The 12,341-nt window shown below is 57.7% G+C and carries 11 protein-coding genes and 3 pseudogenes; 7 read left to right on the forward strand and 7 right to left on the reverse strand.

The features are described 5' to 3' along the window. From QQL28_RS35320 to QQL28_RS35350, 7 genes and pseudogenes are all read left to right on the forward strand, one after another. Positions 1–479, forward strand: a pseudogene (locus QQL28_RS35320) (IS66 family transposase); the annotation flags it as partial. A 439-nt stretch (positions 480–918) separates the two neighbouring features. After that, entirely contained in the window at positions 919–1,080 is a 162-nt protein-coding gene (locus QQL28_RS35325; protein WP_284273172.1) for a hypothetical protein, read from the forward strand. A 161-nt stretch (positions 1,081–1,241) separates the two neighbouring features. Then, a pseudogene (locus QQL28_RS35330) lies at positions 1,242–1,494 on the forward strand (IS481 family transposase); the annotation flags it as partial. A 391-nt stretch (positions 1,495–1,885) separates the two neighbouring features. Next, a complete protein-coding gene (locus QQL28_RS35335) occupies positions 1,886–2,614 on the forward strand; it encodes a LuxR family transcriptional regulator (RefSeq protein WP_284273174.1) in 729 nt (242 codons plus the stop codon). Between the two features lie 79 nt (positions 2,615–2,693). Beyond that, a complete protein-coding gene (locus tag QQL28_RS35340; RefSeq protein WP_284273176.1) occupies positions 2,694–3,326 on the forward strand; it encodes an acyl-homoserine-lactone synthase in 633 nt (210 codons plus the stop codon). Positions 3,327–3,682: 356 nt separating this feature from the next. Further along, positions 3,683–4,639, forward strand: coding sequence for a LysR family transcriptional regulator (locus QQL28_RS35345; RefSeq protein ID WP_284273178.1), 957 nt, complete (start codon positions 3,683–3,685; stop codon positions 4,637–4,639). Between the two features lie 511 nt (positions 4,640–5,150). Continuing rightward, a pseudogene (locus QQL28_RS35350) lies at positions 5,151–5,309 on the forward strand (IS5/IS1182 family transposase); the annotation flags it as partial. A gap of 11 nt (positions 5,310–5,320) precedes the next feature. On the opposite strand, the gene QQL28_RS35355 reads toward QQL28_RS35350, so the two are convergent. From QQL28_RS35355 to trbK-alt, 7 genes are all read right to left on the reverse strand, one after another. After that, positions 5,321–6,901 carry a DUF6119 family protein gene (locus tag QQL28_RS35355; protein WP_284273180.1) on the reverse strand — a complete coding sequence of 527 codons (1,581 nt, stop codon included), beginning with the start codon at positions 6,899–6,901 and terminating at the stop codon, positions 5,321–5,323. Positions 6,902–7,555: 654 nt separating this feature from the next. Further along, on the reverse strand, positions 7,556–7,795 hold the full coding sequence (locus QQL28_RS35360; protein ID WP_284273182.1) for a DUF2274 domain-containing protein: 240 nt from the start codon (positions 7,793–7,795) through the stop codon (positions 7,556–7,558). Position 7,796: 1 nt separating this feature from the next. Next, positions 7,797–8,999 carry a TraB/TrbI/VirB10 family type IV secretion system protein gene (locus QQL28_RS35365; protein ID WP_284273184.1) on the reverse strand — a complete coding sequence of 401 codons (1,203 nt, stop codon included), beginning with the start codon at positions 8,997–8,999 and terminating at the stop codon, positions 7,797–7,799. After that, positions 8,996–9,970, reverse strand: a complete 975-nt coding sequence (trbG, locus tag QQL28_RS35370; protein ID WP_284273186.1) for a P-type conjugative transfer protein TrbG — start codon at positions 9,968–9,970, stop codon at positions 8,996–8,998. Before trbG ends, QQL28_RS35365 begins: the two co-directional genes overlap by 4 nt. After that, positions 9,970–10,653, reverse strand: coding sequence for a conjugal transfer protein TrbF (gene trbF / locus QQL28_RS35375; RefSeq protein ID WP_284273188.1), 684 nt, complete (start codon positions 10,651–10,653; stop codon positions 9,970–9,972). The genes trbG and trbF overlap by 1 nt, the downstream gene beginning before the upstream one ends. 84 nt (positions 10,654–10,737) lie before the next feature. After that, positions 10,738–11,976: a P-type conjugative transfer protein TrbL gene (trbL, locus tag QQL28_RS35380; RefSeq protein WP_284273189.1), complete on the reverse strand. Its 1,239-nt coding sequence runs from the start codon at positions 11,974–11,976 to the stop codon at positions 10,738–10,740. A 3-nt stretch (positions 11,977–11,979) separates the two neighbouring features. Next, entirely contained in the window at positions 11,980–12,327 is a 348-nt protein-coding gene (trbK-alt, locus tag QQL28_RS35385) for a putative entry exclusion protein TrbK-alt (RefSeq protein WP_284273190.1), read from the reverse strand. Positions 12,328–12,341: the final 14 nt, after the last annotated feature.

Consider the following 12,341-nt stretch of genomic DNA (forward strand, 5'->3'; position numbering starts at 1 on the left):
CGGGCCACACCGACATGCGGTGCGGCTTTCCGAGCCTGGCTCTCCGCGTGCAGGAGGTGCTCAGCGCGACCCCATGGCGGCGATCTTTTCTGCTTCATGCGTGAGCGCGAAACCCTCTCGCGCTCCTCCGAGGTCCTGAAGGCGATCAACTACATGCTCAGGCGCTACGACTTCGCCCGCTTCCTCGACAATGGCAGGATCTGCTTGACCAACAATTGTGCTGAGCGCGCATTGAGAGGCGCCTTGGGAAGGCGCAACTGGACCTTCGCCGGCAGCCAGCGCGGCGCGCCGACCGCGCCGCCATCGTGCTGGCGATGATCACGACCTGTCGCGTCAACGACGTCGATCCCTAGGCCTGGCTCGCCGACGTCCTCGCCCGTATCGCCAATCTTCTCGCATCGCGCCTGCGCGAACTGCTGCCCTGGGAATGGAAGCTCCTGCGCCAAGCCGACAAGCCCGCCGATCACCAGGCCGCCTGACCTTCACGCAACGCCATCATAGAGCTCGCCGTGCCCGCACGCATGCGTCAGTCAGGCGGTCTTCGTCGTATGCGTACGGCGCATCTGGGGCGGAACAGTTAGCAGCGTCAGCCAAAAGACTCGTCAACTCCGGATGCAAAAGAGCGAGATCAGATTGGTCAGACGCTGGCGGTCCTGAGCTTCGACTTCTCAGCTTTGCTGACGATGTGGAACACCTCGATCTTCCATCGCAAAGCATACCATTCAGGCTTCTCAACGGCGTCGGTGCGGGAGCGAACAGGCAGATCGGTGATCAGCTCCCAATTGATCTTCTTTCCGTTTTCGGGGTCCTGCGCTTTTCGGCATGGACCACCGTAAGGGATAGAGCGGGATAGCGCTTCCGCTTTCCAATCGGCGGCAGGACGCGGATCTTGCGGTCGGGATCAAAGTCAAAGCATTCGTGTTCGTGGCGACGCTGGGGCATTCGCGACGGCTGCATGTGCGTGCGTTCCGGGCCGAGAAGCAAAAGCACCGGTTCGCCGGGCTCGAGAGTGCATTCACGACCTTCGGCGTGCCGGAAGTGCTGGTGGACAATCCCACGCGAGCTCGCGGCGCGCCATGATGCGGTGAGCCGGTCGGTTCAGTTTAACGACAAGCTCATCGCTTTCGCGAAGCATTGGGGCTTCCGTCCTCGCGCCTGCGCGCCCTATCGGGCGCGCACGGATCCAGTCCACCTTCCCGCCTCGCTATGCGGACGGGCCCGACATAAGTGAGGAAAACGGGATCGAACATCGGCTGACCAAGATCAACCATCCTTGACCAATGCCCAGGTCGAGCGCATGAACCGAAGAGACCGTCCAACGCTACCATTACGATCGACACGATCATCTCGAAGCTCACCTTGCCGACTTCATCACCGCCCCCAGTTACGCTCGGCGGCTGAAGGGCCACACACCCTACGAATACATCTGCAGATGCTGGACTTCCCAGTCAGAGGCTCAAACTCAACCCGCTCCTGACGGGACTAAACACCTAGCTGCTTCAAACGGAACCGCCGCCGAACGCGTTCTTGGGAGCATTCGGCTCAGACCCACCAAACAGGAAATCTTCTGGCATCGGCGCCCCCATAACGGAAGTTGATGCCGAAACAACGAATTCTGTGCAATTACCGTACTACCATTGGAGCAACGGAGAAATATATTTATATTAGGAAACTGAACCGGCGCGCGAAACTGACCGCGTTGACCCCAGGCAGAAGGGGATTGCGCCGATACTGCACTGGAATGCGAAGGATAGCTGACCTAGGCCCGTTTGACGACCTTCACACGAATGAGCTCTCGCTCCGCGGGAAAAATCCTTCAACCACTCGTCTCGTTAGGAACGTTCCGGGCCCTTTTGGTCCCGCAAAGCCGTTATCGCCCATCACCATGCATCGCATATATCAAAGATACGTTGAGCTTCTTTTCAGCGCCGAACACGCGGATGCCTTCGCAGAAGCCATGGCGATCACCGCGAGCGAGCTTGATCTGTCTTGTTTTGCATATCTTGCGGTGCCGCAGCGGGCCGGCAAAAAGCCATTGGTCATATCAACGTATCCGAACAACTGGGTCACACATTATGTGCGCAGTCACTACGAACGCCTGGATCCGATTATCAAACGTTCGTTAGAGAGCACTGACCCATTTCAATGGGGTTTAGACGCACCTTTGAGACCAATCTCTCCGGCGCAACGAAGATTTTTCGACGAAGCTAGCGAATTCGGAATTCGGCTAGGTTTCACAGTCCCAATTCACGATGAAGACGGCTCGGTTGCTGCTCTGACCTTTGCCGCCGACCAAAGGCGTCCACAATTCGAAAAGTGCATCGATCTGAATGCCCCTGTCCTTCAGCTAATGGCGAGATGCTTTCATTTTCATGTGCGCCGCACGCTCTTACATCAACTGACAATCGACGGAATCGTACTGTCTCCCCGCGAAGTCGAATGTTTGGACTGGGCCGCAAAGGGCAAAAGCGTTTGGGAAACTGGACGGATCCTCGGCATATCCCACAATACCGTGGCTCATTACTTAAGGAGCGCGAGAGACAAGCTGGGAGTTCGTAAAGTCGTTCAGGCCGCAGTGCGATTGGCCGCTGCCAAACGAGATGGGCGAGATTAAGACCCTGATCCCGCATAGTTATAGGGGATGATGTTGACGCGCAGCTCCTCCAGAATTTCCTCTCCTTTGGGAGGGGACCATGATTCAGCTTATTACGGAGTCATCCTACAGTGCGTTTTCCTGCACGTTAGCATCCATGTATAAGTTACGCTATCGCGTTTTTAAGCAGCGATTGGAGTGGAGCGTTCAGACCTCCGGCGACATGGAAATGGACGATTTCGATGCGCTGCATCCGGCCTACCTCGTCCAAACGTCTCTTGAGGGTCATGTGGAAGGTTCGGTTCGTCTTTTGCCGACTCTGGGGCCGACGATGGTGCGCGATACGTTTCCAATGGTTCTTGGGGGGCTTCCTGCTCCGGCAGACCCGCTGGTCTGGGAGAGCAGCCGGTTCGCGGTTGATGCTTCTCCCAATGCTCCGAAGGGCGAACACGGGCTCGCCAAGTCGACTTACGAGCTTTTCGCGGGGATGATCGAATTCGGACTATCGAGACGACTTAACAACATCGTCACGGTTACCGACGTTCGGATGGAGAGAATCCTGAAACGCGCAGGCTGGCCGCTCTGCCGTATCGCCTCTCCCTGCAACATCGGAAATACCATGGCTGTGGCAGGACACCTGGAAATTTCACCAGGAGCTCTTCAAAGAGTACGCGCTGCTGGCGGTCTCGATGGGCTTGTGCTCTGGACACCAGTCTTGTTAGAGGCCGCCTGAGTACCCCACTTCCCCGCCCGACTGAACTCGCCGAGTCGTCTCCCCCACGCCCAGCATGAACGAGAGCGCCGTCGCGGCTCGCGCGCGCGTCAGATTTGCGCTCTCAGAAATCGTAAATCTCGCATCGGCATCCCGGGAAGACGGAGAAGCACGGGTCCACATGATCGGCAGCGAGCCACAATCGCAAGCAGAGACACGACGATGTTCACCCAACATGCCGCCCACGCGCATCAAGAAATAAGAAACGAACGCGCAAGGAAAGCCATTCGTCCTCCTGACCACGATCAACCGGCCGGTGATCCTTTCATTTTCTGAGCAACTCCATTTGCTCGATTTCTGAAATTTAAGGTGCTGCAATGGTGCGTCGTACAAGCTTTGCCGATCTGGCGGCGGGAATCCGACGCCTCAATTTGGACCTCGGTCAACTTCAGCTGGCACTTGCGGCCGCGGAGCATGGGAGCTTTCGCCGAGCTGCCGATAGTCTTTCCATCACACAATCGACGCTCAGTCGCTCTATTCAGCTCCTGGAATACTCAATTGGAATAATCATCTTCGAGCGATCGCGTGCGGGGGTTACAGCAACACCAGCGGGACTTGATTTTCTTCGAACAGCGCGCTCAATTCTTCAACAGATGGATGGACTCGTCGCGAGGGCCAAGCTTACCGACCGTGGGGAATGCGGCCGCTTCGTCATTGGATTCTCCACATCTCTTACCGCTGGTCACCTGCGTGCGACGCTGCTCGAATACTGTTCGCGATTTCCGCAGGTAAGGCTTGGAATCGTCGAACGATCTCGGCCCCGATTAGCAACCGCGCTTCGCAATGGCATGGTTGACTTCTATGTTGCAGCAGGAGATTCATTCGATATCAGCAGCGCAAGCACTCCCTTGTGGAGCGAGCGGGTCTTTGCTGCTCTTCCTCACGATCATCTCCTGGCTCTGCAGAATGGTATCTCATGGACCGATTTGCGTAACCAAATCGTTTTGATGAGCCAACACGATTGGGGGCGCGACCTCGAAGCGTTGCTAAATGCAAAATTCATCATCTCGACGGAGGGCCCGCGGATCGAGCATCGCGATGTCAGCCGCGCAGAGATCCAGAATCTCGTTAGTATGGGCCTCGGCATCACCCTCGTGCTGGAATCCGACGTGGGGGCCAATTGTTCCGGCTTGGTTTATCGGGAATTGCGCGACAGCGTGGGACCAAGCCGCATCGGCTTTTCCGCGGTCTGGCGTGATGACAACGAAAATCCAGCTCTGGTCAATTTCCTCAAATTGCTGGCCGAACGCTACCCTTCGTCATCTTTGGCCTAAGTCGCTTTAGGCTTTGACAAAGGCGTCAGCACTATCAGTTTATCTGGAGCGCTGATTTATCACGGAAAGAGTTTCCGGGAAATCAGATCCGGATTCATGGCAACGCAATTCGGTGGCGCTTCGAACGGGCTCTCGTTCTGAGACCGCTCCAAGGTTCCCGGCCCGAGAGTCAATATCGGCTGAATGTCGTTGCAGTAGACCGCCGATGCGCGCCTGATTGAGGGAGCCTCCTGCTCCACGCAGCGGCCTGAATGATGTCACCGTTGGAGCGTCTGTCCCGGAGTTACCTCAGTCCCAATGACGAGCAATGTCGATATGGTCGCCGCTTCCAGCAGCTCTTTCCAATCTCTCTCGACCTCATACCCCTGGCCAGCGTATTCCGCGACCTCGGCTCTGTGCTGTCACTCGAGGCATGGAACGCTCGCTTGCAGATGCACGCGCGACGGCTCGGAACGCGACTTGGCTGTCGCAGATCCCCTTCAGTCGCGCGCACTGTTAGGAGGCGTTCGCACTCCGAGGCCGTGTCGGCGATGCCGCCAACATCATCCTTTCAGCAGTCGGTCACAACTTCCGCTGCATCTTCGCCTCGCTTAGACAATTCTTGGACCTGCTCTGGGACTGGGATGGCGAGCGCTCGCCCGGTCCCGCCGCGCTCAATTCGGCTTCTTAACGGACGACGTATCAGATCACGGCGATCTTTTTGAGGCGTACTTGGTAGCCCATGTTTCGCAACAGCTGCGCCGCATTAGCTAGGCTTTGCTTGCTAAAGAACGGCAGAGCGTCTCTCAGATTACCTCTCGCGTGAGTGATAATTGCGTAAGTTACGGTGAACTCGTCGATGCGCGGCTCTCCGCTGAGCAGAGCTTGGTGCGAATTCGGGCATTTTGCAATTGCGAGCTGACGAAAGCTGTGATCGCGAAATGCTTGCGCCGAATTAAGGCCCTGCGCAAAAAGGTGGCTCAATGTCGCAGATTTAGTCTTCGCCTTGACGTGAATGAATACGCGCTGCAGCGATAACAAATCGCATATCTCAATTGAGCTTCGCCCTCCCCCATAGGCTACGGACTTCGCATCAAGCAGAACAAATTCTCCATTGCTGGATGCGGCTGCCCTTCTGTTATACTCGCCTTCTGTTTCGCCAGAACGAGCATCAATCATATTCAACTCGGAATGTTCTCTAATTTGCGCTACCTGTCCGTTTACTGTTGCAACATGATCCTGCGCTATCTCGAACCACTCTCCGAATGACAACACATAAAGTTTTGTACCTTGAGTAACTTCATAAATGATCGCGTCGTACACGGTGAATTGTCGAGGGATCTCTTCACTGACCGTGAATTCACGAAACTTCCATCTCCTCAGGTACTCAAGTGTTATTGCGCGAGGATCGTCTATCGCTGAAAGCCACTCTTCCATGCGTAGATCTGGGTGTAGTTCAACGCCTTTGCGCTCCCTAGGGTAAAGAAAACCTCTGTGTTCCTGAGTATCCAGTGTATCCGGTGGTGTAAGGTATGCGTTTTCGGGGGCGCCGGTCCTGATTTCCTCGACGAGCCTTGCATCAAGTTCGGCGACCTTGACTGGGTCGGCGAGCCGGTTGAAATTGTCGATCCATGCATACCTATCGCGATAGCGATTGCTGCTGAAATAGCCGAGCGCTTGCGCGCACTTATCTCCAAGTTGTTCAAAAGTTAGGGCGACGCTCATGATCAAATTGTCCGCGCCGGTTACGTGCGCGGCGAAACTTGTATCTTCGGGCTGCCCGGTAACCGAGCGCACGAGATCACGTTGGATGTTGAGCCCGAAGCTATCGATGTTAGAACTTATGGATGTCTGACTGCGTGTCTTCCGCTGGATTGTATCAAACTCCTCCCGGTCTACACTTCTGATGCGGTCAGGATGAACGACATTCAAGCTTACTATCATTCCAAAACGACGAACAATTTGCGCCTCTTCAATCCAATGTCTGCCGAAACCAAAAGCAATTGCGAACATGCGACCAGCAGCGGTCAAGATGATCAGACCTGAAGCACTCTGGTTGAACAGCAGACCGAGCGCCTCTTCCGCTCCCTGTTGAACGAAACGTGTCCAAGAAGGCGGATTTGCTGGGGTCCCCTTTGTGAAAATTATTCCACTAAAGTTTAGACCCTTCCGGATAGCGCGCCGATCTAATGGCCCCACATCATCTCGTACAACTTGATCGATTCCAACGCCTGGCTTGATGAGAAATATGTTCAGCCGCTGCTTCTTTGGGCCCCGAGCCATGCCCTCCCCCAGGACAAATAAGTAAACTCAACCACGATTAGCAATGTTTTTCGGGACTCCGGTTCGGGACTCACCGAACCTACCCTCGTCTTTTCCTTGATCCTCGATCCCTCTGTCGTCGCGCTACACAGAGCGCTGGTCGGGATGCTAGAATCGTAGCCCTTGTGCCGTTTGCATCGACCTTCTTTCCTGCGGACAACTCCAAGCGTGAGGCCGACACGGTATTTGCGATCCCAGTGTTTTAATCGGAGGAGCTGCAGAAGTCAGCGACGCAGACAAAGGCAATCGCGGCGAAATCCAGCGGTTATTGGGAGTCAAACGCAGTATTCAAGCGAACAGGTACCCACAGCAAGGTTCGCATGCGATCCAAAGCACAGCCGTGTTGCCGAATCACCAACCCGGACTCGGAGGAGTGCTAATTACAAAGGTCGTCGCTGCAACGGCGGGGCGCGGACTGAGCGTTGCGATGTCGGGGGTCGTCAAAAGATGGGCCCGGGATCAGCCTCGCGCTGGAACCCGACGTTGGGGCCAATTCTTCTGGCTTGGCCTATCGGAATTGCGGGACGGCATGGGACCAAGCCGCGCGTTGGCTTTTCTGCGGTGTGGCGCAATGATAACGAAAATGGCCGATTTCCTCAGGTTGCTGGCCGAGCGCTACCCTTCATCATCTTTGGAGTGAAGCCGCTTTCGGGCCTTCGCAAAGGCTCGGTCAGTCGCCATGAAGCGCGCCACCATCGGCCCTATCAGTTTATTGGGGTCGCTGATCTTCTGGCCAGTTTCACGGGAGAGAATCTCCGCGTACGAAATCAGATCGCGATGCACTGCAGCGGGCAAGTCGATGGCGATCCGAACGGGTTTGTCATCTGCAATCGTTCCAATCTTCAGTTTGGTCATTTCATCCTCTATATGGTTCGAGCACGAGATCGCGGTTGACAATGACCCGCACCGGAAATCCCGGCCGGATGGTCAATGTCGGCTGAACATTGAGGTTGCGCCGAACTATCTGTTGTCCGGCCTGATTAAGGGAGTCCCCGGCTCCGCGTCGCAGCGCCGCAATGATGTCACTGTTGGAGCTATTGGCGTCTGCCCCGGAGTTAACCTCGGTCCCAACGGCGAGCAAAGTCGATAGCGCCGCGGCTCCCAATAGTTCCTTCCAATGGTTGTCGACCTCATCCTCAAGGCCGGCGTAACCAGCTACGTCCGCGCCTGGCTGACGTTCGAGCACGATGGAACGTCCATTGGGCATGATCAGACGCGTCCAGACGAGGAGCACGCGCGACTGTCCGAACGCGACCTGGCTATCGTAGATCCCGATCAGTCGCGCGCCTTGGGGGATCAGCCGAGCCCTGCCGGTCGGAGTGTCAAAGACGCTTTCGGTCACTTGCGCTGTGATCTGGCCCGGCAGATCAGAGCGGATTCCGGTAATGAGAGCGGCCGGAATGACTGTTCCCGCCTGGACCACGAAGGGCGATACTGGCCTGACCAGGCGATCGGAGCTTGTGGTACGTCGATCCACAGTCGCGTTCACGAACGCAAGCTTGCGATCCTGCCCATTTTGCGCAAATGCTTCATCGGAAGACGTCGTCGGGTTCGCAGATGTCTCGTTGGACGGTGTTGTTGCCGCCAATGGGCGGATGTTAGTCGTGGCGAATACTTTGCTGGTGCGCGCCGCCTCAGTTTCCTGATTGATGCGCTGTTGTTCAGCGTCAGCTGCAAGCGAGCCGGATTGCGTTTGGGCTTGAGCTGCGAGGATCGGTCGCCCCAAATCGCCGGGCAAGGGTGGTCCGAGCCGTGGCACGTCGTGGGGTATTCCGGCATAATCCTTAGGGAGCGTCGAAAGTTGATCCGCAACGGTGTGGTGGTCAGTCGAATAAAGCTCCTCAGAGGTCGCGGGGCGCTTTTCAGGTCTTTGCAGCGCCCACAATACGGCGACGGAGACTACGGCCAGAGCTAGACCAGTGCCAGCAAGTAGCGCCTTTCGGGAGAGGCGCATCACGCGCGGCCGTTCGGGGCGCAGCCGCAAGGACTGGGCAATGTCCGCGGGGGCACCAGCTTGGGCCGGGTCGCGCCCCGCGGGATCTCCGCTGGTATTGCTCACAGCGACCTCCCGTCGGTTCTTGCGATACGCACTTTCTGCTGGCCCTCACCGCCGAGCCGCAGTTCGGCGGCCGCAAACAGCCGATCGACGATGAGGACATTGCCATAGACGCGGTAGTTGACGATCTCGGTCTTGCCGTCCGGTCCAATGACAAACAACGGCGGCATCTCGCCCTGAGTAATCCCTGCCGAGAATTCGATGTAGACCTTGCGTCCGTCGTCGTACGCGTTAACCGGGCGCCAGGGCGGGCTATCTCCGCCAATCGAATAACGATAGCGGCGCTCGGCTGGATCCGGAATGTACGGCGCCGGCGGCACCTTTTGACCGGGAGTGGTTCGAGGTTTGGGGTAAAACCAGGCAACCGAAGGCATGTAGGGTTTTTCTCGGGAGCGGAGCTCAATGAGATAAGTCCGGCGGTCGGTGTTGACGACGAGATTGGTCGTAATCGCGGGGCGCGTTGGCTTGACCATGATGTGGACGCGGCGCTCATCACTGCCGCCGCTCTCAGTATCGCCCACCACCCAGCGCACGGTGTCGCCGGCGGCGACGGGACCTGAGCCGATCAGTTGCTCCCCCGGTTCGAGGGCGATATCGGTGATCTGTCCGGGCGCCGCGTAGATCTGGTAAAGCGCGCCGGGGCTATAGGGAAACACCTGCACCGCGTTGAAATACCCCGCCTTACGAGGCTCGACGCGGGCAGCGTCGTTGGCGCTCTCGATCCGATCGACGGGTTCCTTGGCCTCAAGCTTCTTGCCACCGCGCGCCGGCGTCCAGACAGGCGGCACGTGAAGCGGTTTTGGACGGTCATCCGCCAATGCCGGCAAATCGGGAGAGGGTGGGATTTCGTCATCATAGCTGATCTGCGGCGGCTTGAATGTGGTGCAGCCACCAAGGATGCATAAACTGACCAAGAGTGCGGACACGCCGCTCTGTCGGAATCTCTGGAGGTTCGCCACGAGAATTTGACGCATTACGATCCGAACTCCTTCGACCAGTTGATCGCGTTGACGTAAATGCCGAGCGGGTTCTTACGAAGCCGCTCGATATCGCGGGGCGGTTCAACGATGATGGTGAGGATCGCGCTCCACCGCTCGGCGGCCGCTAACTGCCCGTTCTGGTAATGCCGCTCGGTCCAGGTTAAGCGGAAGCTGTCCACGGAGGCCCGAATGACGCTCGAGACCTCGACAGCGACTTGGGTTTGCCCGACCTTGGCGAAGGGATCGTTGTTGCGGGCATAGTCATTCAGCGCGCGAGCGCCACGATCGGTGGTGAAGTCATACGCACGCAGCCAATCCTGGCGCAGCACGATGGCGTCCAGCGGAAGGCCACGCACATGCTCGATAAAGCGCGCAAGATGGAAGGCGATCTGCGGATCGCTCGCCTCGTAGGCAGCATTTGCCGGGGCGATGGTTTTTGCCTCGCCCAGATGATCAACTTCGACGACCCAGGGCGTAACCGTTCCCTGCGCCGACTGCCAAACGAGGGCACCGGCAAATCCCGCGCACAAGAACAGACAGCCGAACGCCATCAAGCGCCAATTTTTGGCCTGCACACGCGCCGAGCCGATCCGGTCGTCCCAGACCTGGGCTGCCCTCTGATAGGGGGTGACCGGCTCGGGCGTGCGGCCATAGTGGACAGCCGACCGTTTGAACATGAAAGTGAGCTCCTTGAAACTACAGGTGCCGCCATGAGTGCCGCCGGGGGCAGAAAGGGTGAAGGACGCCTTCAGCTGGCATCGTTATTCTTGCTCTTTGAGATCGACCGATGCGCCACCGCTTGCGTGATCGCCGGCACGAACCGCATTCGTCGCGGCTGTCGCGCCCTGGTGGATCGCTTGTGCGCGCTTTGCGCGGCGCGCCCAGCTAGGCACCTCCTGAGATGTCGCCCCTGAGGCGTCTAGCGCACTCACATTACGAGACGCCGCGCTCCCGCCAAGACGAGCCGCGAGGATGCGCAAAGGACTTGCCGCGGCAGAGGCGCCCGCATCAGTGACACCGGAGAGGCCGCCAGCCCGGAATGCGCTAGAGGCTCCGCTCGCGATTGCTGAGCTAGCCCTTGCCGCAGTTCCGATTGCGCCGCTGGCAAGTCCAACTCCACCTGCAGCAAGTCCGGCGCCAGCTGCAACCAATCCTCCTGCCGCAAGTCCCGTGCCTGCGGCAGCTCCAGCACCAAGCTGCGGTCCACCGGAAACAATGCCGCTCGCAATGCCGGGGCCGAAGATCCCGAGGCCCAGTAGCGACAATGCCGCAAGGACCAGCGCCATCGCATCCTCGACCGTTGGCTGGTTGCCTCCAAAGCCGGCCGTGAACTGTGCAAACAGGGTCGATCCGATGCCGACGATGACCGCGAGCACCAGGACCTTGACTCCGGACGAAATGACGTTGCCGAGCACCCGCTCGGCAGCAAAGGCGGTCTTCCCAAACAGCCCAAATGGGATCAGCACAAAGCCGGCAAGTGTTGTCAGCTTGAATTCGATCAGCGTGACGAACAGCTGGATCGCCAGGATGAAGAAGGCGAGCAGCACCACGATCCAGGCGAACAGCAGGACTGTGATCTGAACGAAGTTTTCGAAGAAGCTGACATAGCCCATCAGACCCGAGATCGATTCAAGGATCGGCCGCCCAGCATCGAGACCAACCTGAGCGATCTTTCCTGGCCTGAAAAAGTCCACTGAGGAAAGGCCGGTGCCGGATGCTTTCAGTCCAAGGCTAGCGAAGCTCTCGAACACGATCCTAGCTAAGCTATTCCAATTGCCGATGAGGTACGCGAAGACACCGACAAACATCGTTTTTCTGACAAGTCGGGCGATGATTTCTTCATCAGCGCCCCAGGACCAGAACAGGCCGGCGAGCGTAATGTCGATCGCAGCTAACGTGGTCGCCACATATCCGACTTCGCCGCCAACCAGCCCGAATCCGGAGTCGATATAACGGGTAAAGGTCTCCAGAAATTGGTCGATGACGCCAGTACCGCCCATCGTTCACTCCTCATTGTTGGGAAGGGTGGGATAGCCGGACGGCAGACGGCTCTCATCCTTGCCGCGCACAGGCGATGATGCGTCTGGATTAGTTTCGCTAATACCAGCCCCTGAGGATCCGCGGCGAAAGCCGAAGAACTCACGACGCTTCTCGTCCCAGAGCTTTCGGCACGCGAGCAAAGCATCTGTCTGCTCGTATTCGACCGTGCGGCATTGCTCGAGCTTTGAGGCGGTCGCCTCAAAGGACCCTTGCGCGATCGAGGCTTCGGGCAGAGCCTGATCTTGATCGCCCCGCAGCCGGATCGCGCAAGCAACAACAACCAGGATGGCAAGCGCCACCGCCAATAGCATCGGAATTCGTTCAA

Source organism: Bradyrhizobium iriomotense (genome assembly GCF_030160715.1).
GTDB lineage: Bacteria > Pseudomonadota > Alphaproteobacteria > Rhizobiales > Xanthobacteraceae > Bradyrhizobium > Bradyrhizobium iriomotense.

What these genes read in the sequence shown, in the direction of transcription:
- QQL28_RS35335 (WP_284273174.1), top strand. Translation starts at nt 1,886, where the DNA reads ATGCATCGCATATATCAAAGATACGTTGAGCTTCTTTTCAGCGCCGAA.
- QQL28_RS35340 (WP_284273176.1), top strand. Translation starts at nt 2,694, where the DNA reads ATGATTCAGCTTATTACGGAGTCATCCTACAGTGCGTTTTCCTGCACG.
- QQL28_RS35345 (WP_284273178.1), top strand. Translation starts at nt 3,683, where the DNA reads ATGGTGCGTCGTACAAGCTTTGCCGATCTGGCGGCGGGAATCCGACGC.
- QQL28_RS35355 (WP_284273180.1), bottom strand. Translation starts at nt 6,901, where the DNA reads ATGGCTCGGGGCCCAAAGAAGCAGCGGCTGAACATATTTCTCATCAAG.
- QQL28_RS35360 (WP_284273182.1), bottom strand. Translation starts at nt 7,795, where the DNA reads ATGACCAAACTGAAGATTGGAACGATTGCAGATGACAAACCCGTTCGG.
- trbG (WP_284273186.1), bottom strand. Translation starts at nt 9,970, where the DNA reads ATGCGTCAAATTCTCGTGGCGAACCTCCAGAGATTCCGACAGAGCGGC.
- trbF (WP_284273188.1), bottom strand. Translation starts at nt 10,653, where the DNA reads ATGTTCAAACGGTCGGCTGTCCACTATGGCCGCACGCCCGAGCCGGTC.
- trbL (WP_284273189.1), bottom strand. Translation starts at nt 11,976, where the DNA reads ATGGGCGGTACTGGCGTCATCGACCAATTTCTGGAGACCTTTACCCGT.
- trbK-alt (WP_284273190.1), bottom strand. Translation starts at nt 12,327, where the DNA reads ATGCTATTGGCGGTGGCGCTTGCCATCCTGGTTGTTGTTGCTTGCGCG.